This is a genomic window from Herbaspirillum sp. DW155, assembly GCF_037076565.1.
GTDB lineage: Bacteria > Pseudomonadota > Gammaproteobacteria > Burkholderiales > Burkholderiaceae_D > Herbaspirillum.
The window spans coordinates 1,778,328-1,803,275 of sequence record NZ_AP029028.1; the positions used below are offsets into that span (position 1 = coordinate 1,778,328).

A 24,948-nucleotide genomic window follows, 5' to 3' on the forward strand; every position below is an offset into this window, starting at 1 on the left:
TATGCATCATGCCGGGGCTGGCGTCATCGCTTCGGTTTCATCGCTGCCTTTGCAGCTTTCGGTTCGCATCCAAACGATATGCCCAGCGGGCAAGCGAACCCTTTAAAACTTGATCCCAGAAACCCGTCGTCGCGGCGTCATGTCGCCTCGGCTATACCAACAGGGGGTAACATGACACGTGTTCGTCACGTCTTCGCCGGCGCGTTCGGTTTTGCGCTGGTCCTTGCAGGCCTGGTCTGGTGGATAGGCCCGGACGTCATCCAGAAATATCGCGGTGACCTGGTGTACTACACCGGCAAGCATCTGGAACTGGTCTTCAGTTCGATGATGCTGGCCCTGATCACCGGCATTCCGGCCGGTATCGCGCTGTCCCGCCCGGGTGCGCAGCGCAGTGCAGAGAAGTTCATCCAGATCTTCAACATCGGCAACACCATTCCTTCCATCGCCGTGCTGGCGCTGGCATTGGCCGCCTTCGGCATCGGCAATGGCCCGACCATCCTGGCCTTGTGGCTGGCGTCGCTCCTGCCCATCGTGCGCAATACCTACGAGGGTTTGAAAAACGTGCCGGCGTCGATGAAGGAAGCCGCGCGCGGCATCGGCATGAAGCCGCATCAGATCCTGTTCCGGGTGGAGCTGCCCAATGCGCTGCCCATCATCGTCGGCGGCGTCCGCACGGCGCTGGCGATCAATGTGGGCACCGCACCGCTGTCGATGCTCATCGGCGGCGAGAGCCTGGGTGGCCTGATCTTCCCCGGCATCTACCTGAACAATCACGGCCAACTGCTGCTGGGTGCGGCCGCCACCGCCTTGCTGGCGCTGGTGCTGGATGCCCTGGTGACCTCGCTGTCGGGTTTCTACCTGGCGCGTCGCGGGCTGCGCACCTGATCCGGCAGCTCATTTCCATCACAAGAACGACCGCACGCCAGCAGATCCCGGCACAGCGGCAGAGAGGAAAGCATGACAAAGAAGACCATCGCAAAATACGCCCTGTGCGCCCTCGCAATTGGGCTGGCCCTGTTCGGCACGGCCCGTGCGCAGGCCCAGAACCTGGTCATCGGCGGCAAGAACTTCACCGAGCAATTGCTGCTCTCGGACATGACCGCGCAATACCTGCGCGCCAAGGGCTATGACACCGAACTGAAGAACGGCCTTGGCACCACGCTGATGCGTTCGGCGCTGGAAAGCGGTCAGCTCGATATCGTCTGGGATTACACCGGCACCGCCCTGATCGTCTACAACCACATCGAGGACAAGCTTGATCCCGACCAGATCTACCAGAAGGTCAAGGAACTGGACGCGCCGCGCGGCCTGACCTGGCTCAACGAGTCCGAACTGAACAACACCTACGCCTTCGCCATGCCGCGCGAGCTGGCAGAGAAGTACCACATCCGTTCACTACAGGATCTCGCCGATCGCATCAATGAGGATGACAAGGAGGGTGGCAAGCCGCACCTCATGGGCGTGGACTACGAGTTCGCTTCGCGCCCTGACGGTCTCGGTCCCATGCAGGCGCTGTATGGCTTCAGGCTGGACCGCAGCGAGGTCAAGCAGATGGACCCGGGTCTGGTCTACACGGCGCTGAAGAATGAACAATTGTTCGTCGGCCTGACCTATGCCTCCGATGGCCGCATCAAGGGCTTCGACCTGCAATTGCTGGAGGACGACAAGGGATACTTCGCCGCCTACAAGGCCACCCCGGTGGTGCGTCAGGAGGTGCTGGAGAAGAACCCCAGGCTGGCCGAACAATTGAACGAACTGGCCGCCAAGATCGACACGGCCACCATGACCGAACTGAACAAGCGCGTCGACATCGACCAGGAACCGGTAGCCAAGGTGGCCGCCGATTTCCTCAAGCAAGCCGGCCTGATCTGAGGAGGGAACCATGAACATCTTCCAATACCTGCACTCGGACTGGCGCAACATCCTCGACCTGACCCTGCAGCATCTTGAACTGGTGGGCATTGCGGTGAGCCTGGCCATTGCCATCGGCGTACCGCTGGGCATCCTGATCGTGCGGGTGCGCTGGCTGGCCGGTCCTTTGATGGGACTGGCGACCATCGTGCTGACGCTGCCTTCCATCGCGCTCTTCGGTCTGATGATTCCGGTGTTCTCGCAATTCGGCGCCGGCATCGGGCCCTTGCCGGCCATTACCGCCGTGTTCCTGTATTCGCTGCTGCCCATCATGCGAAACACCTACCTGGCGCTGGAGAACATCGAAGCCGGCATCAAGGAAGCCGGCATCGGCATCGGCATGACCTTCTGGCAGCGCCTGCGCATGGTGGACCTGCCGCTGGCCGTGCCGGTCATCCTTGGGGGTGTGCGCACGGCGGTGGTGATGAACATCGGCGTGATGGCCATTGCCGCCGTCATTGGCGCGGGCGGGCTGGGCGTGCTGATCCTGCATGCGATCAGCCAGAGCAACATGCAAAAACTCGTGGTGGGCGCGGTGATGATCAGCGTGCTGGCCATCATCGCGGACACGCTGCTGCAACGTCTGCAGAAAATCCTGACACCGAAAGGAGTACAAAAATGATCGAACTGGACCAACTGAGCAAGACCTACACTCAAAAGGATGGCACGCAGGTCAAGGCGGTGGATGCCGTCAGCCTGAAGGTGGCCGAAGGCGAGATCTGCGTCTTCCTCGGCCCGTCGGGGTGCGGCAAGACCACTACCCTCAAGATGATCAATCGCCTGATCAACCCGACCTCGGGCCGTGTGCTCCTGAACGGCCAGGACACCTCCGGCATCGATGAGGTGGAACTGCGTCGCCACATCGGCTACGTGATCCAGCAGATCGGCCTGTTCCCCAACATGACCATCGAGGAAAACATCACCATCGTCCCGCGCTTGCTGGGCTGGGACAAGAAACGCTGCCAGGAGCGTGCCACCGAGCTGATGGCCATGGTGGCGCTGGACCCGAAGAAATTCCTCAAGCGCTATCCGCGTGAATTGTCGGGCGGGCAGCAGCAGCGTATCGGCGTCATCCGCGCCCTGGCCGCTGACGCGCCGGTACTGCTGATGGACGAACCCTTCGGCGCGGTCGATCCGATCAACCGCGAATCGATCCAGAACGAGTTCTTCCAGATGCAGCGCCAGCTGAACAAGACCGTCATCATGGTCAGCCACGACATCGACGAAGCCATCAAGCTGGGCGACAAGGTGGCCGTCTTTCGCGCCGGCAAACTGGTGCAGTTCGACAATCCCGATACCTTGCTGGCGCGCCCCAAGGATGATTTCGTGAGCGCCTTCGTGGGCCAGGATCACACCCTGAAGCGCCTGCTGCTGGTGCGTGCCGGCGAGGCCGCGACCACCCCGGCCACGGCCCGGCCGGACGTGTCCTGCGACCAGGCGCTGGCGCTGATGGATGACCAGGATGCGCGCTATCTCACCATCATCGATGCCGACAACCGGGCGCTGGGTTACCTGACCCGCCGCGACGTGCGCGGCAACACGGGCGTGGCCGAGGACAAGGTGCGGCCCTTCACCATGAATGCCGCACCGGACGAGAACCTGCGCGTGGTGCTCTCCAAGATGTACAAGCACAGCACCAGCTGGATGCCGGTCATCGCCAACGATGGCAGCTATCTGGGCGAAGTGACGCAGGATTCCATCGCCAGCTATCTCAGCTCCGGCAAGTCGCGCGGGATGGCGATGGCGGCTTGATGACAGCTGCTCCGCGACCAGGCTGGAGCCCGCTCCGGGCCTGGCTAAGCGGCTGTATGAAAGTTTGTGCATGCTGCCCGGCGTGATATCCGGAGCCTGGCGCACAAGGGCGGATGGCACGTGAAGGATCAGGCCCAAAAACGAAAATGCCCGCATCATCAGATGCGGGCATTTGCGTTCAGGCAGGCAGCACTCAGGCCAGCGGCTTGTGCATGAACATGGCCTTGCCGGTTTCAGCTTTGAGTTCGTAACCCTCGAAGCCGCAGGAGCGATACAGCGAACGCGCCACTGTGTTGCCTTCCAGGACTTCCAGCGTGAGCTTGCAGCAGCCCAGCTTGCGGGCTTCTTCCTCGACCGCTGCCAGCAGCAGCCGGGCCACGCCCTGGCCGCGATAAGCGGGCATCACCGCCAGGTCATGCAGGTTCAGCAGCGGCTTGCAGGAAAAGGTGGAAAAACCTTCGATGCAGGTCGCCAGACCGGCCGGGGTATCGCCATCGAAGGCCAGGAAGACATAGGCCGTGGGACGCTTCTTCAGCTCGGCGGCCAGGTTCTCTCGCACGTAGTCGGAGAGCTGCTGGCCGCCGCCCATGGCGTCGCAAGCGTAGGCATTGAGGGTCTCGAACAGCGCTGCCGCGTGGGCGGCGTTGCCGAGGTCGGCCTTGATGACGGTCACACTCATGTCGTTCCTTTTCTTGTGATGGACGATGAACGATGTCTGGCAGCAGGGGCAGCCTGCTGACTTACTTGCCCGCTGCGCGCTGGCCGCCGTGGGTCAGGGCCGACGGACGCGGACCACCCTGGCGCTGCTGCTGGCCGGCATTGCGCGGCTGGCTGTTGGCATTGGCCGGCTTGGGTGCGCGGTTGGCATTGTTGCCGCCGTTGCCGGCATTGCCGCCATTGCTGCCATTGCCACCGCCATTGCCACGTCCACCCTGGCCACGGGCGGCATTGCCGTTACCGTTGCCATTGGCTGCCGTGCGCGGCTTGGCGGCCTGGCCATGACCGGCGTTGCCACCGGCCGGCTTGGGCGCTGCCGCATTGCCGCTGCCGGCCGGCTTGCGCGGGGCGCTGCGCTGACCGCCGCGCCCGCCACCGTTCTGGTGACGGCCCTGGCCGCTGCGCAGTTGGATCGGTTGCGGCTTGGCGGTCGGATCGGGTTCGAAGCCGGCGATCACTTCCACCGGGATTTCGCGCTTGATGAAACGCTCGATGTCGTGCAGCAGGTCGCGTTCGTCCACGCAGACCAGCGACACGGCTTCGCCGGTAGCGCCGGCGCGGCCGGTGCGGCCGATGCGGTGGACGTAATCTTCGGGCACGTTGGGCAGGTCATAGTTGACCACGTGCGGCAACTGGTCGATGTCGATGCCGCGTGCGGCGATGTCGGTGGCGATCAGGGCGGTCAGCTTGCCGTCCTTGAATTCAGCCAGCGCCTTGGTGCGGGCCGACTGGCTCTTGTTGCCGTGGATCGCCATGGCGGTGATGCCGTCGCGGGCCAGCTGTTCGACCAGCTTGTTGGCGCCGTGCTTGGTGCGGGTGAAGACCAGCACCTGCTTCCACTGGTGGGTCTTGATCAGGTGCGCCAGCATGGGGTGCTTCTTGTCGCGGTCGACAGGGTGGATCTTTTGCGCGATCACTTCCACGGTGGAATTGCGGCGGGCCACTTCGATCAGGGCCGGGTTGTTCAACAGGCTGTCGGCCAGCTTCTTGATTTCATCGGCGAAGGTGGCCGAGAACAGCAGGTTCTGGCGCTTGGGCGGTAGGGCGGCCAGCACCTTGCGGATGTCGCGGATGAAGCCCATGTCCAGCATGCGGTCGGCTTCGTCCAGCACCAGAATCTGGATGTGCTGCAGGTTCACGGTACCTTGCTGCATGTGATCCAGCAGGCGACCGGGGGTGGCGACCAGGATGTCCACGCCGCGCTTCAACAGGGTGATCTGCGGATTGATGCCGACGCCGCCGAAGATGCAGGCCGAAGTCAGTGGCAAATACTTGCCGTACTGGCGCACGCTTTCTTCGACCTGGGCGGCCAGTTCGCGGGTGGGCGCCAGGATCAGCGCGCGGATCGGCAGGTGGCCGTTGATCTTCTGGCGCGGCATGGTGGACAAGCGTTGCAGCAGCGGCAGGGTAAAACCGGCGGTCTTGCCGGTGCCGGTCTGGGCGCCGGCCAGCAGGTCACCGCCGGAGAGCACTGCGGGGACGGCCTGGGCCTGAATCGGGGTCGGGGAGGTATAGCCTTGTTCGGAAACGGCACGAACGATTTCGTCGGACAAGCCGAGCGCGGAAAATGACATGAGACTCTGAAATTGGGTTTGGCCTGTGGCCCCGTACGGGCGCCAGTCGCAGGCAAACGGGTTGGAACTGGAGGAGGGCGCGGACTTGACTGGCTATACGCCGCGCAGGCCGCAGTATAACAGCGCAACCCGCGCATCACGTGATTTATTTTGAGAAGCTGCGGGCTTGAGCTCATCCTTGCTGGCGCGCCAAAAAGCGGAGCACCGGTGGCAAAACCAGCGCGCTTTGCATCAGTCCGCCGAAGTGCGTGACGCCCGGCAAGCTGACGAATTCTCCCTGCGGCAGCAGGGCCGCCGTGCGCTGGACCGCCGCATGGCGGGCATCGGCGTCGCCACAGAAGAGCAGGCAGGGCAGCTCCATGCGGGCCAGCAGGTCTTCCTGCGAAGGGCGCGGCTGCTGGGCGGCAGCGGCCAGCGCCACCAGGTCATTGGCACGGATGAGCATCTTCACCTGTGGCGAAATCCGTTCGTCGAGCAAGCCTTCGAAGGTGGCGATGAAGGCTTCCGGGTCGCGTCCGTCGATGCCGTGGAAGCCGTCCCAGCTGCGATCTTCATACGGGTGCGCTGCGCCCAGGATCATGCTGTGCAGCCGTTCGGGCGCATGGCGCACCAGGCCGTAACCGACCCAGCCGCCCAGCGAATAGCCGAAGAAATGGGCGCGCTCAATACCCACCGCATCGAGCACGGCCAGCGCATCGCGGCAGCGCTGCAGTTGGGTGTAGGCGGCCGGATCGTGCGGCTTGTCGCTCTGGCCGTGGCCCAGCGCATCGAAGAGGATGAGCTCATAGTGCTCGCGCAGCACTGCCGTGAAACCGAAGAAGCGCCAGGCTTCCAGGCTGCTGGTAAAGCCGTGGTGCAGCAGCAGGGGCGGGCCGTTGCCCTCGACCTGATAGTGGATCTTGCGGTTGTCGCTGAGGGCAAAGGGCATGGTGCTTTCGTGCGTATTCTGGTGGGGGTGATTCAGTTCTTTTCGTCAGCCAGCTTCTTGCAGCGGCGCGCCAGCATCTCGCGCGAGCGCGCGCAGATTTCTTCATTGCTGAGGTCTTCGATATGCGTGGCAATCGACCAGACATGGCCAAAGGGATCGCGCAGCGTGCCGGAGCGATCACCATAGAACTGGTTCTGCACCGGCCGCAGTTGGACCGCGCCGGCCGCCAACGCCTGGGTGAAGACGGCATCGACATCGGCCACGTAGACCAGCAGGCTCACGCCGGCGCCGCCCAGGGTCTGGGGGCTGAGGAAGCCGAGTTCGGGATGTTCGTCGGCCAGCATCACGCGCGCATTGCCGATCTGGATCTCGGCATGCCAGACCTTGCCGTGCGGGCCGTCCAGCCGCATGATCTCGGCCGCGTCGAAGGCGCGCCGGTAGAAGGCGATGGCTTCCGCCGAGGCCTTGACGATCAGGTAGGGAGTGACGCTGTGGTAGCCGGGCGGCAACGCGCAATGGGTCTGCTCGTTGCTGGCTTGCTGGGAAGGGATGTTCATGTCGTCTCCTCGGTCTGCGCCGGTAGCCGCACTATAGCAGCAATGCCGGACGCAATGAGGAGACGGGGTTATTGCAGCAGCGCCGTTCAGGCGAATTCGGACAGCAGATTGACCTGCTGCGCGAAGATCTTCGGGCTGCCGGCGATGACGTCGCCCTTGTAGAGGTAGTCGGAGTCACCCTTGAAGGTGCCCACGATACCGCCCGCTTCGGTCACCAGCAGGGAGCCGGCGGCGATGTCCCAGGGCTTCAGGCCCTTCTCGAAGAAGCCATCCAGGCGGCCGGCAGCCACATAGGCCAGGTCCAGGGCAGCGGCGCCCGGGCGGCGCAGGCCGGCGCTGTGCTCGGTCATGACCTTGAACATGGTCACGTATTCGTTCAGGCCATCGAGGTCGCGGAAGGGGAAGCCGGTACCGATCAAGGCATCGGCGATCTTGTCGCGCTTGCCCACGCGGATGCGCTTTTCGTTCAGGTAGGCGCCGGCACCCTTGGAGGCGGTGAAGAGGTCGTTGCGGGTCGGGTCGTAGACCACGGCTTGCGTGATGACACCGCGCTGTTGCAGGGCGATCGAGACGCAGTATTGCGGGAAACCGTGGATGAAGTTGGTGGTGCCGTCCAGCGGATCGATGATCCAGACGTTTTCGTTTTCATCGTGCAGGTTGTCGGAAGCACCGGATTCCTCGGCCAGGATGGCGTGGTCGGGGTAGGCGTTCTTGAGCACGTCGATGATGGCATCCTCGGCGGCCTTGTCGACTTCGGTCACGAAATCGTTGTGGGCCTTCTTCGACACTTTCAGCAGCGACACGTCGAAGGACGCGCGGTTGATGATGGTAGCGGCGCGGCGGGCTGCCTTGATCGCCGTATTGAGCATGGGTGGGATGATCATTCCGATGGTTCCGTTAAAATTGCGGCCATCGAAGACGATGGCTGCGTTGCTCATCGTCGCCATGGCCGACCGGCCGGCCCTCCGCGACAAACATGCGGAACAGCTGGCCAGGCGAAACCCGGCAGTCAAACCAGTGCGACGATGAAATTAATGAGCGTTGCGCCACCCGCGGCTGTTATGCTTGCGGGTTTGCCATGCAGTCCAGGGGCAGGAACAACGGTCGACCTGGGTTGACCTCGTTGCTGCAATATTGACGTTTTGCCAATGTCTTATCCTGGGGCGCGAATCCCGCTATTTTAAATGAACAAGCAAGTGTCAGGACAATCTCTTTTCAGCCGTTTGCGTTTCGTGCTGGTCAATACCAGCAGTCCCGGCAACATCGGCTCGGCCGCACGGGCCATCAAGACCATGGGCTTTTCGGAGCTGGTGCTGGTCAATCCGCGCTTTCCGGACGCGGTGAAGGAAGATGAAGCCATTGCCTTCGCCAGCGGCGCCATCGATGTGTTGGAAAATGCACGCATCGTCGGCAGCGTGGAAGAAGCGTTGCAGGGATGCAACTTCGCCGCCGCCGTCAGCGCCCGTTTGCGGGAATTTTCGCCGCCTGTGGTCTCGCCACGCGAGCTGGCGGGGCAACTGTCGCGCGATACCGGGCTGAACGCCGCGCTGCTGTTCGGCAATGAGCGCTTCGGCCTGCCCAATGAGGTGGTGCAGAAGTGCAATGCCTTGCTCAATATTCCGGCCAATCCCGAGTATTCCTCGCTGAACCTGTCGCAGGCGGTGCAGGTGCTGGCCTATGAATGCCGCATGACCGAGCTGGAAGTGCAGGGCGGCCCCATGCAGACCAGCGGCGATGCGCGCGCGCCGGGCGAGGTGGGCTTTCACGGGCAGAGTGCCAGCGTGGCGGAGATCGAGGGCATGTTCGCGCATCTGGAACAGGCGCTGGTGGCCATCGATTTCCTCAACCCAGATAACCCCAAGAAGCTGATGCCGCGCCTGAAACGCATGTTCTCGCGCGCCCGGCTGGAGACCGAAGAGGTCAACATCCTGCGCGGCATCGCCCGCCAGATACTGGAACCGAAGCAGGCCAAGGCCGGCCGGCAAGAACAAAACGAACAAGGAGAAGGCTGACATGGCCAAGCTGACCCTGGACCGCATCCTGCAATCGCAGGGTTTCGGTTCGCGCAAATATTGTCGTGAACTGATCGACGATGGTGAAGTGTCGATCAATGGCGAAGTGGTGGACGATTACCGCGCCACGCCGGATACCAATGGCCTGGTGCTGACCATCTTCGAGGAAGACTGGGAATACCGCGAGCACGTCTACATCGCCATCAACAAGCCGCAAAATATCGAATGCTCGCGCAAGCCCAGCCACCATCCGGGAGTGTTGACGCTGCTGCCCGAACAGTTCACCTGGCGTGACGTGCAGCCGGTGGGCCGGCTGGATCACGACACGACCGGCCTGCTGCTGATGTCCGATGACGGCGCTTTCATTCACGCCCAGTCCTCACCCAAGCGCCACGTGCCCAAGGTCTACGCGGCCACCACGGCCGAGCCGGTCACTGATGCCCTGATCGCGCAACTGAAGGCGGGCGTGCAGCTGCATGACGAACCGGCACCGCTGGCCGCCACCCGTTGCCGCCAGCTGGGCGAGAATCTGCTCGAAATCGTGCTGGAGCAGGGCAAGTATCACCAGGTCAAGCGCATGCTGGCGGCGGCCGGCAACCATTGCAGCGCCTTGCAGCGCACCGCCATCGGTGGCCTGCAGCTGGCGGCCCTGGAACTGGAAGAAGGGGAGTGGACGTATCTGGATGCGGAGCAGATGGCACTGCTGGTGCCGGATGCGGAGTGACGGGCGAGTCCGGCTCACAAGGAAAAACGCCATCGGCTTCAAACCGATGGCGTTTTTTCATGGCTGACCGATCGTCGCGGAGGGCTCAATGCCGCGCGTCACCGGCCTCGCTCGCGCCACCCACATCGGCCACGAACAACTGCGCACAATCCACTGCATCGAACTCGTAATGCTGGCCGCAGAAATCGCAGTCGATGGCCAGTTTTTCCATCTGTGACAGGGCTTCGGCGACTTCTTCCTGGCCCAGCATTTTGAGCATGTTGCCGACCTTCTCGCGCGAGCAGGAGCAGTGGAATTGCGGATGCACCGGATCGAACACGCGGATGGTCTGTTCCCAGAACAGGCGATGCATCAGCGTGGCGATGTCGGTGCAGAGCAATTCCTCGCGCTTCAAGGTATCGCCCAGCATGACCATGTGGTTCCAGGCTTCCAGTTCGCCTTCCGGCTTGGCGGTCGGGGCTGCGGTGCCGCCGATGGAGGGCAGCTTCTGCAGCAGCAGGCCGCGCGAGACGTTTTCGTCGGCGGCCAGCCACAGCTTGGTATCGAGCTGTTCGGAACGCAGCATGTAGTTCTCGATCACGGTGGCCACGCTCTCGCCATCCAGCGGCACCACGCCCTGGTAGGCCTGCTGGCCGGGCAGCTTGTCCTTGGGGTCGAGGGTGATGACGAAGCGGCCATTGCCACTGGCATTGACCAGATCGGTCAGGCTGGCCTCGTCGGCGATCTCGGCGCCATCGGCCAGCTTGGCGGTGGCGCGCAGTTGCAGCTCGGAGTCGCATTCGACCACCAGCAGCTTGACCGGACCATCGCCGTGGATCTGCATGACGATCATGCCGTTGAACTTCAGATTGGCCGACAGCAGGGCCGAGGCGGCCAGCATTTCACCCAGGAGCGTGCGGACCGCAACGGGATAGTCGCGGCGCGCCTGCACCTGGCGCCAGGTGTCGGAAATCTCGACCAGCTCGCCCCGCACGGGCGCGTTGTCGACCAGGAATTTTTGCAGCGTGTCTTTCATCGTTTCCTTTGCTTGCCCGCTCAGGCAATGCGCTTGAGCTGGGTCTTGAACTGTTGCGCGCGCTGCACGTAGCTGTCGGTGCCAGCCCGCATGCGCGCGATATCTTCTTCACTCAACTGGCGAACCGCCTTGGCAGGCGCACCGATGATCAGGGAGTTGTCGGGAAACTCCTTGCCCTCGGTCACCAGGGCACCGGCCCCGACCAGGCAGTTCTTGCCGATCCTGGCGCCATTGAGCACCACCGCCTGGATGCCGATCAGGGCACCCTCGCCGATGGTGCAGCCGTGCAGCATGGCCTGGTGGCCCACGGTGACGTTCTTGCCGATCACCATCGGATAGCCGTGATCGGTATGCAATACCGCACCTTCCTGCACGTTGCTGTTCTCGCCGATGGTGATGAGTTCATTGTCGCCACGGATAGCCACGTTGAACCAGACGCTGGAATTCGCCTCCATCTTGACCTTGCCCACCACCGTGGCCGACTCGGCCACGAAGGCGGTGTCGTCAATCTCGGGAATGTCCTGCGCCAATTGGTAGATTGCCATAATAAAATTGTCTCCTCGTTATCTGCCGGTCGGTGGTGGATGCCTTGATGCCTTGTCATGGCGGACATTTGTCTTCATATGGAGACAAAACCATCATCCTCAACCGTATTTTACCTTCCCTGAAAGTCAGCTCCTTGGATCACGTCCCGTCCCCAGATGAAGTCTTTTCATTCACCAGCCTGCGTAGCGCCGCGCTGTCTTGCCTGAAGGAGAGACATCCCGCGGCCAAGTGCAGGTTTGTGCGTGCCTTGCGCGCAACCTGGCTGCAGGGCCACTTACCTCTGGAAACCGAAGACCTGGCCGCCACCGAGTCCGGCAGCGGCATTCCCGGCCGTCCCGTGCGTCCCGAGCTGGTCTCGCCCTTGCAGGTGAAGCATCGCTCCATGGGCACGCCGGAGGGCAGGGCGGCGCTGATCCATGCCCTGGCGCATATCGAATTCAATGCCATCAACCTGGCGCTGGATGCGGTCTGGCGCTTTGCCGGCATGCCGCGCGATTTCTACGACGACTGGCTGCGCGTGGCCGACGAGGAAGCCTATCACTTCACTCTGCTGGCCGATCACCTGGCCACGCTGGGCCATGCCTATGGCGACTTCACCGCCCACAACGCCTTGTGGGACATGGCCGAGTCGACCAAGGGCGATGTGCTGGCCCGCATCGCCCTGGTGCCGCGCACGCTGGAGGCGCGCGGCCTGGACGCAGCACCGCCGGTGCGGGCCAAGCTGGCCCAGGCCGGCGACCTGGCGGCCGCCGAGATACTGGACATCATCATGCGCGATGAGGTCGGCCACGTGCTGATCGGCAATCGCTGGTTCAACTGGCTCTGCGAACAGCGCCAGCTTGATCCGGTGAGCACCTTTGCGGAACTGTGCCAGCGCCATCGGGCTCCGCCTTTGCGTGGCCCCTTCAATATCGAGGCGCGCCGCGCAGCCGGGTTCTCGGAGGAAGAAATGCTGATGTTCGCCGACGTTTCCCGATGATCGACGGATTTGCAAGAAATGTAAGCAATTTTCGCAGCGGCGGGCAGCGGCTCGTCCCTGTGCTATCGTCACCGCCAATCCCGCTACGACGGGATCGTCAACCATGAACGGAAAGGATGAGAACATGAACAAGATGTCCAAACTGCTGGCCGGTGCGGCCTTGAGCCTGGCCGCCATCTCCCTGCTGTCGGCCTGCCAGAAGAAGGAAGAACCGGGTCCGGCCGAAACGCTGGGCAAGAAAATCGATGGCGCCGTGCAGGATGCCGGCAGGAAGCTCGATGAAGTGACCGGCCAGTCCAAGGACCAGGCGGCCGAGTCCGGCTCCAAGCTCGACAGCGCCCTGGACCAGGCCAAGGCCGATGCCAAGGAAGCCTACGAGAAGACCAAGGAAGGCGCCAAGGATCTGGCCCAGAAGACCGGTGAAAAGATGGAAGAAGCGGGCAAGAAGATTCAGGAAGCTTCCAAGAAGTAAGCTCTTCCCCCTTCACGCAGGCAGCCTCAGGCTGCGCAGCGTTTGTCAGGATGCCGTCCCGCGCTTGCCGGACGGCATCTTGCTTTTGGGGGCGGCGTTGCTCAGTCGCGCGCGTTGTGGATCAGGTCGATCACCAGCTTCTGGATGGACGGTTCCAGCGCCAGCGCGACGTGGCCGATGCCGATGACGGGGATGTTCCAGGCGCCTTCCAGATGGGCCGAGCTTTGCGGCGAAATGATGTTGTCGTGATGGGAGTAGATGGACACGATGTGGCTCAACGCATCGGCTTCTTCGGTGGCGGCCAGCTTCTGCAGCCATTCGCTGCTGCGTCCTTCTTCATAGCGGCCCAGCCAGTTCATCTCGCCACAGTTGATGCCGATGCCGAAGTTGGCGATGGCAGTGCCGTGATGCGGGCTGCCCAGCGTGATCACGCGCGCCACGCGGTCGCAGCCGTGGTCGCGCAGGTAGGCGCGGGCGGCCAGTCCGCCCATGCTGTGGGCGACGATGACGATCTTTTTTTGCCCGGTCTCGGCCAGCACGCGCTGGACGGCCGCATGGACCAGCGGGGCGTAGTCGTCGATGCTGCCAAAGACCGGCTCCATGTCCAGCGCGTAATGGGTGATGTGGGCTTCGCGCAGTTCCAGGCTCATCCAGCGCCAGTAGCCGCTGTTGCAGCCGTATCCGTGGATGAGCAGTACCGGTAGCGACGTGGTGTCGGGATAGCTGAACTGGTCGAAGCGCAGGAAGGGCATGGCCCAGGAAGAGCACAGCATGGTGGCGCGGTATTCGCGCAGGAACAGGGTGGCCATTTGCAGCCAGCTGATCTCGACGGGATTGGAAGTGCGGCCGCGATAGGGCCAGGTCAGGAAGAAGCTGTTGGCGGTGATCTGGGCGCGCAGCAGCAGCACGATCAACAGTCCGCCCGCCGCCGCGGCCGGGATGGACCAGTCGAAATGCCGCAGCAGGAAGTAAAACAGGATCGCGATGCCGAACTGGATGAGGAGCAGCGTTCTGGAGATGCGTGAAATCATGCGGGCGTCAGTCCGGGCGATCAGGTACGGGGGGGGGCATGCGGCTGCATGCGTTCGCCCCAGAGCATAACAGAGCGCAGCGACGCGCTCATGTCGGCTTCATGACTTGGCGCGAGCGGCCGCTGCAGCCTTGGCAACCGGAAGAGCATCGACCAGCCGGGTGCCGGCCAGGCGGTCATGCAGGAACTGGCCGTGCGGGTCCAGGCGGGCAGTCATGGCCCACAGCAGCAGGTTGGCGGCAGGGATCAGCACCAGCAGCCAGGCCTGGCCGCGTGCCAGCGAGGCCAGCGCCAGTCCTGGCAGGATCCACAGCCAGGCCAGCAGGAAGCGCAGGCCGGCACGCCACGCGCGCAGCGGCTGGCCGTTGCGGTCCACCACGCGGAAACGCCAGGTCTTCATGGCGAGGGTCTGGCCACCGTGGGTCCAGAACCAGATGAAGTACACCGCCAGCACCAGGAACAACCAGCCTTCCAGCGCGTGGCGCAGGTAGAGCGCATGGCGCTGCTGCAACAGCGTGGAAAACAGCCAGCCCGACATGAACAGGACGCCAAACAGCAGCATGGACTCATAGAGCATGCTGCTCATACGGCGGCGCAGGGAGGGCGTGGTGAGTTCCGGCATGGTTCCTGTTTGTTCCATTCTGGCTTGGGTGGAGTGAAGATATTGGGCCGACAGCGTGCGCTGCGGCCGGCAGATGGTAATGCAATCGGAGACGCTTGCCTATGCGGGTGCTTGAGGCAGAGCAAGGAGGGGTTCAGCGGGAAGAGGGTGGTGCGCTGTGTCCTGCCTGACGCACGGGCTTAAGGCCATGTGCGGTGGACGCCAGCGTCCAGGGTGATGCCGGATTCGGAAGCTGATGTTCGCAGCTGCGGCTTACTTGCTGTCGTTTGTCGTGGTGGTCACGGCGGGAGCCGGTGCTGCCGCCGAGCTCAATGCCACGGTCGTGGTGGCAGCGGCGGTCGGCGCAATCGCCGGTACCGGCGTGGCTTGCGAGCCCGGAACCACGGCGGGTGCAGGGGCTGCCGCCGGGGCAGGTGCCGGCACCAGTGCCGGTGCGACCGGCAGCGGGCGCTCCAGTGCTTCAGCGGGCAGCTGAATGGTCGGCGCCGCCGCAGACGGCGAGGTGGGCAGCTTGGCGACGCGCTTGGGCAGCTTGGATTCGGCCAGCTTCTTTTTCTGTTCTTCGGAAAGCTGCTGGTACTTGGCCCACTGCTCGTGCTTTTCTTCCGCATCCAGCTTCTTGGCGCGGGCGTAATTGGTGCGTGCGGCGCTGCGCTCGGCCGGAGTCAGCTTGACCCAATCGCGCATGCGTTCATGCAGGCGCTGCTGTTCTTCCGGCTTCATCTTGGCGTAGCGGCGGCCGATCTCCAGCCATTTTTCCTTCTGCAGCTCGCTCATGCGCGGCCATTCACCGGTCAGCGGCTCCAGCGCCTGGCGCTGGGCAGGGGACAGATTGGCCCAGGCCAGACGGTTCTCGGTCTTGCGCGGGAGCAGCTTGCCGCCCGATTTGTTGGCGTGAGCGGCAGCCGCATTGGCGGGCGGCTGACTCGCCGCTGCGGTTGCGCTGGCTGCATTGTTTGCCGGGGCAGCGGGAGGGGGAGGTGCGACTGCTGCAGCCGGTGCGGCAGCCGCAGCAGAGGTCGGCGCGGTGGCCGGTGCGTTCTGCGCGACCGTCCAGGCGCAGCTCAATCCACCGGCCAGCACCGCCAGCGCCAGCGCAATGCGCGAAAAGCGGGCGGAAGCCATGACAGAAGTGCCGGTGGTTTTTTGCATCGTCTTATTGTCCCTTTTCAGCCAGGAAAGCGTTGAAACCATGATCCAGATAGGCCGACAGCGGCAGCTCGTCGGACAGCACGGCCGCGTCGATGTCAGCCAGGTAGCTGACGCGCTTGGCATTTTCGTGCTGGTAGATGCCGGCGAACAGGATGATGCCCACCAGCAGCGGGGCAGCCACGCCCAGGCGGCTCCACCACGACGGTTTTTCAGGCGATGTCAGGGTGCCGCCAAAGGCGCCGGCCAGCACGGGCTGCTCCACGCGCTTGTGGATCGGCGCCTGCTTCTTGCGCGCCAGCGCCACGCGGCGCGCGGCCGACAGGCTTTGCAACGTGTCGTCGGACAGGTTGTCAAGATTGGCGTCAAGCGCCAGCTTCACCTTGTAGGCGAATTGCATTTCCTTGTTGGTCATAATGAGATTCCTTTGGCTCTGAGAGCTTGAGCCAGCGCGTGCGTTGCGCGGGAGCAATGGGTTTTGACGCTACCTTCGGAGCAACCCATGGCGGCGGCTGTTTCCGCCACGTCCATGTCCTGCCAATAACGCATCAGGAATGCTTCCCGTTGACGCGTTGGCAGCTTTTGTATTTCGGCATCGATGAGATTCAAGGTTTGCTGGCGCTCCACCTTGTCGGCGCTGGATTCGGCGGCTTCCGAGCCGTCTTCCGATTCCAGGCTCTCGAGCAGGTCGAAATCCTCGGCACCCTCGCCGTCGCCGCCATTGCCGCCAAAGCTGGAGAACAGGCTCACCCAGGTGTTGCGCACCTTTTCGCGGCGGAAGAAATCATGGATGGTGTTCTGCAGGATGCGCTGGAACAGCATCGGCAGCTCATCCACCGGCTTGTCGCCGTACTTCTCGGCCAGCTTGATCATTGCATCCTGAACGATGTCCAACGCGGCTTCATCCTTGCGCACGGCATACACCGCCTGTTTGAAGGCGCGGCGTTCGACACTTTCAAGAAAATCGGAGAGTTCTTTGTCAGTTGCCATGCAATACGGTGTGCCGGATGGGTATGGCCGATCAAATCAGGTAAAAACCTTCATGTGGGTCGGCTGAGATGCGAAAAATGCAATAAATCGTCAAAAAGCAGACCGAATCCTAGCAAAAATGGCCCTCTTTGTCCTGAAGTTTATCCGTGCAGGCAGGCGGGAACGCGAGTATTGGCAACGATTTCACCGGAATTCGCTTGACCAAAATGATGCAACGCATTACTGTCCTGTTCTCCGCCTCCCACATCTGGGGCGTTTTTATTTCTCGCCGGTGCTTCACATAAGGTCGTGCCGGTTCGAGGAAGCGCTTTATAGGTTTAAAGCTTGTTTGTTCTAACCCGCGCCACAAGCGCGAGGAATCAGTAAAAGTCGAACTTGATCCAAGGCTGAACGAGTCGCGTTGAGCGGCGTTTCAAACTCCACTACGGTTGGAGCGCAGAAACGGCGTGACCGCACAATAAAGGGATGCTGCCGGCAAGACGACGAATGCGATTCCGTCAGGAGAGAACATCCGATCAATTTCCAATGGACCTTGAAAGGAAGCAGCATGAGTGCTGAGCAACTCACCGGCGCGGACATACTCGTCCGATGCCTGGCTGAAGAGGGTGTTGAACACGTCTTCGGCTATCCTGGTGGCGCCGTCCTCTACATCTACGACGCAATCTTCAAGCAAGACAAATTCCAGCACATCCTGGTTCGTCACGAACAGGCCGCCGTGCACGCTGCGGACGCGTATTCGCGCAGTTCGCAGAAGGTCGGCGTGGCCATCGTCACCTCCGGCCCCGGCGTGACCAATGCGGTCACCGGCCTGGCGACGGCCTATATGGATTCGATTCCCATGGTGGTGATCTCCGGCCAGGTGCCGTCGACCGCCATCGGCCAGGACGCGTTCCAGGAGTGCGATACCGTCGGTATCACCCGCCCCTGCGTGAAGCACAACTTCCTCGTGAAGGATGTGAAGGATCTGGCGGAAACCGTCAAGAAGGCCTTCTATATCGCCACCACCGGCCGTCCCGGCCCGGTCCTGGTCGATATCCCGAAGGACATCACCATGCATACCTGCGCCTACGAGTATCCGAAGGCGGTGGAAATGCGTTCCTACAAGCCGGTCGACAAGGGTCACTCGGGCCAGATCCGCAAGGCGCTGCAGCTGTTGCTGTCGGCCGAGCGCCCGATGATCTACACCGGCGGCGGCATCATCCTGGCCAATGCGGCGCCGGAGCTGAACAAGCTGGTCGATCGCCTGGGCTATCCCTGTACCAATACCCTGATGGGCTTGGGTGCCTATCGCGCCTCCAGCGACAAGTTCGTGGGCATGCCCGGCATGCACGGTACCTACGAAGCCAACATGTCCATGCAGCATTGCGACGTGTTGATCGCCATCGGCGCGCGCTTCGATGACCGCGTGATCGGCAACCCGAAGCATTTCGCCTCGCATGCCCGCAAGATCATTCATATCGATATCGATCCGTCGTCGATTTCCAAGCGCGTCAAGGTCGACATCCCCATCGTGGGCAACGTCAAGGACGTGCTGCAGGAACTGCTGGCGCAACTGGATTCGGCCGAGACCCGCCAGAACGGCGCGGCGCTGGATGCCTGGTGGAAGCAGATCAACGAATGGCGCAAGCGTGATTGCCTGAAGTTCGCCACCTCCGACGAATTCATCAAGCCGCAATCGGTGGTGCAGAAGGTGTGGGAAGTGACCAAGGGCGATGCCTTCATCACCTCCGACGTCGGCCAGCACCAGATGTGGGCCGCGCAATACTACGGTTTCGACAAGCCGCGCCGCTGGATCAATTCCGGTGGCCTGGGCACCATGGGCGTGGGCCTGCCATACGCCATGGGCGTGCAGATGGCCAACCCGGACGCGACGGTCGCCTGCATCACCGGTGAAGCCTCGATCCAGATGTGCATCCAGGAACTGGCGACCTGCAAGCAGTATCACCTGACGCCCAAGATCATTCTCCTGAACAACCGCTTCCTGGGCATGGTGCGCCAGTGGCAGCAGATCGACTATGGTTCGCGCTATTCCGAGTCCTACATGGATTCGCTGCCGGACTTCAACAAGCTGGCGGAGTCCTACGGTCACGTCGGCATGAAAATCGAGAAACCGGGCGATGTCGACGGCGCGCTGCGCGAAGCCTTCGCCATGAAGGACAGGCTGGTCTTCATGAACTTCATCACGGATCAAACCGAGAACGTCTGGCCGATGGTCAAGGCGGGCAAGGGTTTGACTGAAATGTTGCTGGGTTCGGAGGATCTCTAACATGCGCCATATCATTTCTGTGCTGCTGGAAAACGAAGCCGGCGCATTGTCCCGTGTCGTGGGCCTGTTCTCCGCACGCGGCTACAACATCGAAACGCTCACCGTTGCACCCACCGAAGATTCGACCCTCTCACGCATGACCATCGTGACCTCGGGTTCGGATGATGTGATCGAACAGATCACCAAACACCTGAACCGCCTGATCGAGGTGGTGAAGGTCGTCGATCTGACCGAAGGCGCGCACATCGAGCGCGAACTGATGCTGATCAAGGTGCGCGCAGTGGGCAAGGAACGGGAAGAGATGAAGCGTACTGCGGATATCTTCCGTGGCCGCATCATCGACGTCACCGAAAAGACCTACACGATCGAGCTGACCGGCGCCAAGAGCAAGCTGGACGCCTTCATCGACGCCCTGGATCGCACCGCGATCCTGGAAACGGTCCGTACCGGCGGCTCCGGCATCGGCCGCGGCGAACGGATCCTGAAGATCTGATCGACCGCGCCAGCAGTACGCATCACACACACATACATACATTCAAATTCGAGTTACTCGGAACATAGGAAAAAATCATGAAAGTTTTCTACGACAAAGACGCAGACCTGTCCCTGATCAAGAACAAGAACGTGACCATCATCGGTTACGGTTCGCAAGGCCACGCCCACGCCCTGAACCTGAAGGATTCCGGCGTCAAGGTGACCGTTGGTCTGCGCAAGGGTGGTGCATCGTGGAACAAGGCTGAACAAGCCGGCCTGAAGGTCGCTGAAGTCAACGAAGCGGTCAAGGATGCCGACGTCATCATGATCCTGCTGCCGGACGAAAACATCGGCCAGGTCTATGCCGAAAACGTCGCACCCTTCGCCAAGCAAGGCGCCACCGTCGCCTTCGCGCACGGCTTCAACATCCACTATGGCCAGGTCGTGCCGCGCGCTGACCTGGATATCATCATGATCGCCCCCAAGGCTCCCGGCCACACCGTGCGTTCGACCTACAGCCAGGGTGGCGGCGTGCCGCACCTGATCGCCGTGCACCAGGACAAGTCCGGCTCCGCCCGTGACCTGGCCCTGTCGTACGCTACCGCCAACGGCGGCGGCCGTGCCGGCATCATCGAAACCAACTTCCGCGAAGAAACCGAAACCGACCTGTTCGGCGAACAGGCCGTGCTGTGCGGCGGTACCGTGGAACTGATCAAGGCCGGTTTCGAAACCCTGGTCGAAGCTGGCTACGCGCCGGAAATGGCTTACTTCGAGTGCCTGCACGAACTGAAGCTGATCGTCGACCTGATCTATGAAGGCGGCATCGCCAACATGAACTACTCGATCTCCAACAACGCCGAATACGGCGAGTACGTGACCGGCCCGCGCGTGATCAACGCCGAGAGCAAGGCTGCCATGAAGAAGGTGCTGGAAGACATCCAGACCGGCGAATACGCCAAGAGCTTCATCCTGGAAAACAAGGCCGGTGCACCGACCCTGATGTCGCGTCGTCGTATCAACGCTGAACACCAGATCGAAATCGTGGGCGAGAAGCTGCGCGCCATGATGCCCTGGATCAAGGCCAACAAGCTGGTCGACCAAAGCAAGAACTGATCGGTCTCTTGATGAGAAAAACGCCACGCTTCGCCGTGGCGTTTTTTTTCGTCCGCAGACAAAAGGGGGGGGGGCAGGGCATTGCCTTGTCGTTACGGCTTGTTGCACTTGGCCAAGAACCAATTCTTTACACTGGTCGTCGAAGTGGCGGGTAGCTGCTTCCCATATGAAGCTATCTTCACCCGTCCCCGACCAAGAATAAAGAGGATTCCTATGACACCTTCCCGCAAACTGATGCTGGGCGCGGCCCTGGCCGCTGCCTGCATCGCTGCGCAAGCCCAGACCCAGATGTCCGCCAGCGCCCCGGCCCCCGTGCCGACCAGCGGCACCCTGGTCGTAGTACCGGCCAACGGCGAGATCAGCGTGCCCAACGACCAGGCGCGCGTGACACTGCAAGTCGAGGAGCAGGACAAGGACAAGTCCGCCGCCGCCTCGCGCGTGAACCAGAAGATGAAGCAGGGTATCGAGCTGCTCAGGCGTCAGGACCCGCAAGCGGTCTTGAAGAGCTACGGCTACTACACCTACGCCGTCTATGCCGAGCCGCCGCAGGTGAGCCCGCAGCAGCCGCGCCAGCCGGCCAGGCCGCGTCAGGTGGTGGGGTGGCGCGTAGGTCAGTATCTGGAGATGACCACCGAGAACCTGGCCGCACTGCCCAAGACCGTCTCGTCCGCACAAGCGCTGATGAGCCTGAATGGCCTGCAATTCGGCCTCAGCCCGGCCGCTGCACGCAAGCTGGATGCCACGCTGGTCAACGCCACATATCGCAATCTCGAAGAGCGCATCGGCTTCATCGCCAATGCCATGCATCGTGCCCCGTCGGATGCCGTGATTGATACCGTGGACTTCGAGGGTTCCGGCAATTATGCGGCGCCGGCCGCCGCCCCCATGGCCAAGTCCATGATGATGCGCAACAACATCGCCCAGGAAAGCGACAGCGTCGCCGAGCCCAGCTTCGAACCGGGCGAATCTACCGTCACCATGCGCCTGGTGGGCAAGGTGCGCTTCAAGTAACCCGCCGGCCGCCCTCGGTGGCCATGTCAAGAATCGTCAACCGCCTCGGGTTGGCAGGGAGGGAGGCTATAATCGGCCTCCCTTTCCGTTTCAAGAAGATCATCTCATCATGCGGACTTTCACCAAGCTGCTCTTGCCGCTCTTTACCGCCCTGGTGGCCAGTACCGCCCACGCCGACATCTGCGCCGACCTGCGCGCCATCCACCAGCAGTCGCAATCGCATTTCGATGGCTGGAAGAAGGATGGGCCCGATTCGGTGATGAAGGAAGACAAGCGCGGTCCCATCTATCTCTCCAACTTCATGCTCGATGGCGCCGAGAGCTGCGCCATTACCAGCAATTCCTCGGTCTATACCTGCATCTGGCGCTATCCCTCGCCCGCTGACATGGGGCGCGCCTACCAGCGGCTGGTGAGCAATGTGAAGGCTTGTGCACCGCTGGCCAAGGAGCCGCCCGGCATCATCGCCGACGAACCCCAAGAGCGCCGTCAGGGCGACCTGCGCCAGATCACGGAAGTGACCGGCCTGGATTACGCCGATGCCGAAGTGACGATTCTGATCGGCCAGATGCAACTGAGCGGTCCGCGCGGTCTGGCGCGTAACGAACTCAAGCTGAGCTTCTCGCGTCCGCAGCCGCGCTGAGGTCACCCTGCAGTCAACCTGAGGCGCCGCGCATGAGGCGGCGCAGCTTCGCTCCTCAAAAACAGCGCACCATCGGCCCGCAATGCACCGCCACAGGCTTCCGGGCGGTGCATTTCATTGCATTTAACGGGCGCTGGACTAGAATAGGCACGCTTTTACTTTTGAACTTTCCGCGAGTACCGCGCGATCCCTGGAGCAACATTGAACAATAACCACTATCCCCATCCCATCATCGCCCGCGAAGGCTGGCCCTTCCTGACCATCGCCGTGGTCGTGGCAGCGCTGGCAACCTATTTCTGCGGCGCCTGGTCCTTCCCGCTGTGGATCATCGCGCTGTTCGTGCTGCAATTCTTCCGCGATCCGCCGCGCGTGATTCCGCAAGCCGCCAATGCCGTGCTGTCGCCGGCCGATGGCCGCATCGTCGTGGTGGCCCGTGCCCATGACCCCTACACCGACCGCGAAGCCCTGAAGATCAGCGTCTTCATGAACGTCTTCAACGTTCACTCCAACCGCGCCCCGGTGGATGGCAAGATCGAGAAGGTGCAGTACTTCCCCGGCAAGTTCGTCAATGCCGACCTCGACAAGGCTTCGCTGGAAAACGAGCGCAATGCCCTGGCCATCACCACCACCAGCGGTCACAGCGTGACCTGCGTGCAGGTGGCCGGCCTGATCGCCCGCCGCATCCTGTGCTATGTGAAGGCCGGTGACACCCTGGCACGTGGCCAGCGCTACGGTTTCATCCGCTTCGGCTCGCGCGTGGACGTCTACCTGCCGCTGACGGCCACTCCCAAGGTCACCGTCGGTGAAAAGGTCTCGGCCACCGAAACCATTCTGGCCGAACTCTGATCACACCTTGATGGCCTCACCGTGCCGCCACGGATGAGGCCCGCACGCAGACTGCATGCTGCGATTTCCGTCCTCCTCACTGATAGACATCGATGCCCACACTAAGACGACGCAAGGCCAAAGCCGGCATTCCCTTCCCGAAATCCCTGCGCAAGCCCAAGGCGGTGCAACTGGACGAGGCCGGGCAGGTCGTGGCGCGGCGGCGCTCGCGCGGCATCTACCTGTTGCCCAATGCCTTCACGACGGCCGCGCTTTTCTGCGGCTTCTACGCCATCGTCATGGCCATGAACCTGAAGTTCGACTTCGCCGCCATCGCCATCTTCGTGGCCATGGTGCTGGACAGCCTGGATGGCCGCGTGGCCCGCATGACCAACACCCAAAGCGAATTCGGTGCCCAGTACGACAGCCTGTCCGACATGGTTTCCTTCGGTGCCGCCCCGGCTCTGGTGGTCTATGAATGGTCGCTGCGCGGCATGGGCAAGCTGGGCTGGCTGGCGGCCTTCGTGTACTGCGCGGGCGGGGCGCTGCGCCTGGCCCGCTTCAATACCAACATCGCCGTGGTCGACAAGCGCTACTTCCAGGGCTTGCCCAGCCCGGCGGCAGCCGCCCTGGTGGCCGGTTTCGTCTGGCTGATGGATGACCTGCGCTTTGCCGGCACTGACCTCAGCTGGTACGGCTGGGTCATCACCCTGTATGCCGGTATCACCATGGTCACCAATGTACCGTTCTACAGTTTTAAGGATGTTAACTTCCGCAAGCCGGTGCCCTTCATTGCGGCGCTGCTGGTGGTGGTGGCGCTGGTGCTCATTTCCAGCGATCCGTCCAAGGTGCTGTTCGGCTTGTTCGTGCTGTATGGCCTGTCCGGCTATGGCGTCTACATCTGGCGCCGGCTCAAGGGCAAGCCAGTCAGCATCGTGCAGACCAAGGATGAACATGGCGAAGCTCCGCACTGAGTCAGCCTGACTTTCTTCCTGTAGAACGAGAAACACCCGGCCTTATGCCGGGTGTTTTTCATTCCGGCCAGCCACCGCCGTCCGTTCGGCCTTGCCGGGCAGGCAGGAGTCTCCTAGAATCCCCATGTAGACCTGTTACTGCATATCCCGCATGGCCGGTATGAATATGGTGATCGATTCTTCCTCCTTGAATTCGTTGGGCAGCCCGAACCCTTACAGTCTGGGCAGTCTCCCCTCGACCACCAATCCGGTGAGCGCCGGCAGCAATCCTGCGGCCGTCGCGCAGGCGGTGGAGCTGTCTTCGGAGGCGTCGGTGATCGTCACCCTGGGCGGGGGATCATCCGGCAATTCGGCGCAGACCTACAACGCGGCCGGGCTGTTCAATTCCATCGTCAATGCCGGCTCATCGGCGGGCACTTCCTCCGATCTCACCCAGAACCAGGCCACGCAGTCCTACTACCAGGGCGTGCTGGGCAGCATCGTCATGCCGGGCAGCACCTCGGGCGTCTATGACGGCTCGGGCATCTTTGCCGGGCAGGGGCTCAGTTCGCAGCTGTCCCTGCTGCTCAAGTCCGAACCTGACCTGACAGGCTCCATCGTCGAAGATATCGTCAACCAGAACGTGGTCGGCGGACTGATCTCGACCACGGCCTGAGCAACTTCCCTT

Annotated in this window: 28 protein-coding genes; 16 read left to right on the forward strand and 12 right to left on the reverse strand. The window is 62.3% G+C overall.

Annotation, left to right across the window (positions count from 1 at the left end; all coding sequences use genetic code 11):
* Positions 1-171 precede the first annotated feature (171 nt).
* The 4 genes from AACH55_RS07960 to AACH55_RS07975 all read left to right on the forward strand — a co-directional run bounded on the left by AACH55_RS07960 (position 172) and on the right by AACH55_RS07975 (position 3,663).
* A complete protein-coding gene (locus AACH55_RS07960) occupies positions 172-885 on the forward strand; it encodes an ABC transporter permease (protein ID WP_338718907.1) in 714 nt (237 codons plus the stop codon).
* A gap of 72 nt (positions 886-957) precedes the next feature.
* The gene (locus tag AACH55_RS07965; RefSeq protein WP_338718908.1) at positions 958-1,872 is read left to right on the forward strand and encodes a glycine betaine ABC transporter substrate-binding protein; all 915 of its coding nucleotides are present in this window, start codon (positions 958-960) and stop codon (positions 1,870-1,872) included.
* Positions 1,873-1,882: 10 nt separating this feature from the next.
* Entirely contained in the window at positions 1,883-2,533 is a 651-nt protein-coding gene (locus AACH55_RS07970) for an ABC transporter permease (RefSeq protein WP_088754142.1), read from the forward strand.
* A complete protein-coding gene (locus AACH55_RS07975; RefSeq protein WP_338718909.1) occupies positions 2,530-3,663 on the forward strand; it encodes a betaine/proline/choline family ABC transporter ATP-binding protein in 1,134 nt (377 codons plus the stop codon). The genes AACH55_RS07970 and AACH55_RS07975 overlap by 4 nt, the downstream gene beginning before the upstream one ends.
* A gap of 193 nt (positions 3,664-3,856) precedes the next feature.
* Here the strand turns inward: AACH55_RS07975 and AACH55_RS07980 are convergent, their stop codons facing one another.
* The 5 genes from AACH55_RS07980 to AACH55_RS08000 all read right to left on the reverse strand — a co-directional run bounded on the left by AACH55_RS07980 (position 3,857) and on the right by AACH55_RS08000 (position 8,323).
* Positions 3,857-4,342 carry a GNAT family N-acetyltransferase gene (locus AACH55_RS07980; RefSeq protein WP_338718910.1) on the reverse strand — a complete coding sequence of 162 codons (486 nt, stop codon included), beginning with the start codon at positions 4,340-4,342 and terminating at the stop codon, positions 3,857-3,859.
* Between the two features lie 61 nt (positions 4,343-4,403).
* Positions 4,404-5,954 (reverse strand): DEAD/DEAH box helicase, encoded by a 1,551-nt coding sequence (locus AACH55_RS07985; RefSeq protein WP_338718911.1) that lies wholly within the window; start codon positions 5,952-5,954, stop codon positions 4,404-4,406.
* A gap of 172 nt (positions 5,955-6,126) precedes the next feature.
* Positions 6,127-6,882 carry an alpha/beta hydrolase gene (locus tag AACH55_RS07990; protein WP_338718912.1) on the reverse strand — a complete coding sequence of 252 codons (756 nt, stop codon included), beginning with the start codon at positions 6,880-6,882 and terminating at the stop codon, positions 6,127-6,129.
* 32 nt (positions 6,883-6,914) lie between these two features.
* Positions 6,915-7,439: a VOC family protein gene (locus tag AACH55_RS07995; RefSeq protein WP_338718913.1), complete on the reverse strand. Its 525-nt coding sequence runs from the start codon at positions 7,437-7,439 to the stop codon at positions 6,915-6,917.
* Between the two features lie 86 nt (positions 7,440-7,525).
* A complete protein-coding gene (locus AACH55_RS08000; protein WP_338718914.1) occupies positions 7,526-8,323 on the reverse strand; it encodes an inositol monophosphatase family protein in 798 nt (265 codons plus the stop codon).
* Positions 8,324-8,623: 300 nt separating this feature from the next.
* Between AACH55_RS08000 and AACH55_RS08005 the strand changes: the two genes are divergently transcribed.
* Together AACH55_RS08005 and AACH55_RS08010 are read left to right on the forward strand one after the other, a co-directional pair.
* The gene (locus tag AACH55_RS08005; protein WP_338718915.1) at positions 8,624-9,451 is read left to right on the forward strand and encodes an RNA methyltransferase; all 828 of its coding nucleotides are present in this window, start codon (positions 8,624-8,626) and stop codon (positions 9,449-9,451) included.
* Position 9,452: 1 nt separating this feature from the next.
* Positions 9,453-10,175, forward strand: a complete 723-nt coding sequence (locus AACH55_RS08010) for a 16S rRNA pseudouridine(516) synthase (protein ID WP_338718916.1) — start codon at positions 9,453-9,455, stop codon at positions 10,173-10,175.
* 85 nt (positions 10,176-10,260) lie between these two features.
* On the opposite strand, the gene hslO is transcribed toward AACH55_RS08010, so the two are convergent.
* A complete protein-coding gene (hslO, locus tag AACH55_RS08015; RefSeq protein WP_338718917.1) occupies positions 10,261-11,190 on the reverse strand; it encodes an Hsp33 family molecular chaperone HslO in 930 nt (309 codons plus the stop codon).
* 20 nt (positions 11,191-11,210) lie between these two features.
* The gene (locus AACH55_RS08020) at positions 11,211-11,735 is read right to left on the reverse strand and encodes a gamma carbonic anhydrase family protein (protein ID WP_338718918.1); all 525 of its coding nucleotides are present in this window, start codon (positions 11,733-11,735) and stop codon (positions 11,211-11,213) included.
* A gap of 134 nt (positions 11,736-11,869) precedes the next feature.
* Here AACH55_RS08020 and AACH55_RS08025 point away from each other — a divergent pair, with 134 nt between their 5' ends.
* Positions 11,870-12,715: a ferritin-like domain-containing protein gene (locus AACH55_RS08025; protein WP_338718919.1), complete on the forward strand. Its 846-nt coding sequence runs from the start codon at positions 11,870-11,872 to the stop codon at positions 12,713-12,715.
* A 124-nt stretch (positions 12,716-12,839) separates the two neighbouring features.
* On the forward strand, positions 12,840-13,187 hold the full coding sequence (locus AACH55_RS08030) for a hypothetical protein (protein WP_338718920.1): 348 nt from the start codon (positions 12,840-12,842) through the stop codon (positions 13,185-13,187).
* A 101-nt stretch (positions 13,188-13,288) separates the two neighbouring features.
* Here the strand turns inward: AACH55_RS08030 and AACH55_RS08035 are convergent, their stop codons facing one another.
* The 5 genes from AACH55_RS08035 to AACH55_RS08055 all read right to left on the reverse strand — a co-directional run bounded on the left by AACH55_RS08035 (position 13,289) and on the right by AACH55_RS08055 (position 16,978).
* The gene (locus AACH55_RS08035; protein ID WP_338718921.1) at positions 13,289-14,218 is read right to left on the reverse strand and encodes an alpha/beta fold hydrolase; all 930 of its coding nucleotides are present in this window, start codon (positions 14,216-14,218) and stop codon (positions 13,289-13,291) included.
* 99 nt (positions 14,219-14,317) lie between these two features.
* Positions 14,318-14,839, reverse strand: coding sequence for an RDD family protein (locus AACH55_RS08040; protein ID WP_338718922.1), 522 nt, complete (start codon positions 14,837-14,839; stop codon positions 14,318-14,320).
* 252 nt (positions 14,840-15,091) lie between these two features.
* Positions 15,092-15,991 carry a DUF3106 domain-containing protein gene (locus tag AACH55_RS08045; protein ID WP_338718923.1) on the reverse strand — a complete coding sequence of 300 codons (900 nt, stop codon included), beginning with the start codon at positions 15,989-15,991 and terminating at the stop codon, positions 15,092-15,094.
* Positions 15,992-15,995: 4 nt separating this feature from the next.
* The gene (locus tag AACH55_RS08050; RefSeq protein WP_338718924.1) at positions 15,996-16,403 is read right to left on the reverse strand and encodes a DUF3619 family protein; all 408 of its coding nucleotides are present in this window, start codon (positions 16,401-16,403) and stop codon (positions 15,996-15,998) included.
* On the reverse strand, positions 16,400-16,978 hold the full coding sequence (locus tag AACH55_RS08055; protein WP_338718925.1) for an RNA polymerase sigma factor: 579 nt from the start codon (positions 16,976-16,978) through the stop codon (positions 16,400-16,402). The genes AACH55_RS08050 and AACH55_RS08055 overlap by 4 nt, the downstream gene beginning before the upstream one ends.
* Before the next feature lie 547 nt (positions 16,979-17,525).
* Between AACH55_RS08055 and AACH55_RS08060 the strand changes: the two genes are divergently transcribed.
* The 8 genes from AACH55_RS08060 (at position 17,526) to AACH55_RS08095 (ending at position 24,936) form a co-directional block, all read left to right on the forward strand.
* On the forward strand, positions 17,526-19,244 hold the full coding sequence (locus AACH55_RS08060) for an acetolactate synthase 3 catalytic subunit (protein WP_338718926.1): 1,719 nt from the start codon (positions 17,526-17,528) through the stop codon (positions 19,242-19,244).
* 1 nt (position 19,245) lies between these two features.
* Positions 19,246-19,737, forward strand: a complete 492-nt coding sequence (ilvN, locus tag AACH55_RS08065; protein ID WP_008327594.1) for an acetolactate synthase small subunit — start codon at positions 19,246-19,248, stop codon at positions 19,735-19,737.
* Between the two features lie 77 nt (positions 19,738-19,814).
* The gene (ilvC, locus tag AACH55_RS08070; protein WP_013233748.1) at positions 19,815-20,831 is read left to right on the forward strand and encodes a ketol-acid reductoisomerase; all 1,017 of its coding nucleotides are present in this window, start codon (positions 19,815-19,817) and stop codon (positions 20,829-20,831) included.
* A 213-nt stretch (positions 20,832-21,044) separates the two neighbouring features.
* Positions 21,045-21,842: an SIMPL domain-containing protein gene (locus tag AACH55_RS08075; RefSeq protein ID WP_338718927.1), complete on the forward strand. Its 798-nt coding sequence runs from the start codon at positions 21,045-21,047 to the stop codon at positions 21,840-21,842.
* Positions 21,843-21,951: 109 nt separating this feature from the next.
* Complete coding sequence (locus tag AACH55_RS08080; RefSeq protein ID WP_338718928.1) at positions 21,952-22,482, forward strand: vesicle formation protein; 531 nt, start codon at positions 21,952-21,954, stop codon at positions 22,480-22,482.
* Positions 22,483-22,683: 201 nt separating this feature from the next.
* Positions 22,684-23,328: a phosphatidylserine decarboxylase gene (locus tag AACH55_RS08085; RefSeq protein ID WP_013233751.1), complete on the forward strand. Its 645-nt coding sequence runs from the start codon at positions 22,684-22,686 to the stop codon at positions 23,326-23,328.
* Positions 23,329-23,420: 92 nt separating this feature from the next.
* Entirely contained in the window at positions 23,421-24,281 is an 861-nt protein-coding gene (gene pssA, locus AACH55_RS08090) for a CDP-diacylglycerol--serine O-phosphatidyltransferase (protein WP_338718929.1), read from the forward strand.
* Between the two features lie 151 nt (positions 24,282-24,432).
* The gene (locus AACH55_RS08095; RefSeq protein ID WP_338718930.1) at positions 24,433-24,936 is read left to right on the forward strand and encodes a hypothetical protein; all 504 of its coding nucleotides are present in this window, start codon (positions 24,433-24,435) and stop codon (positions 24,934-24,936) included.
* Positions 24,937-24,948: the final 12 nt, after the last annotated feature.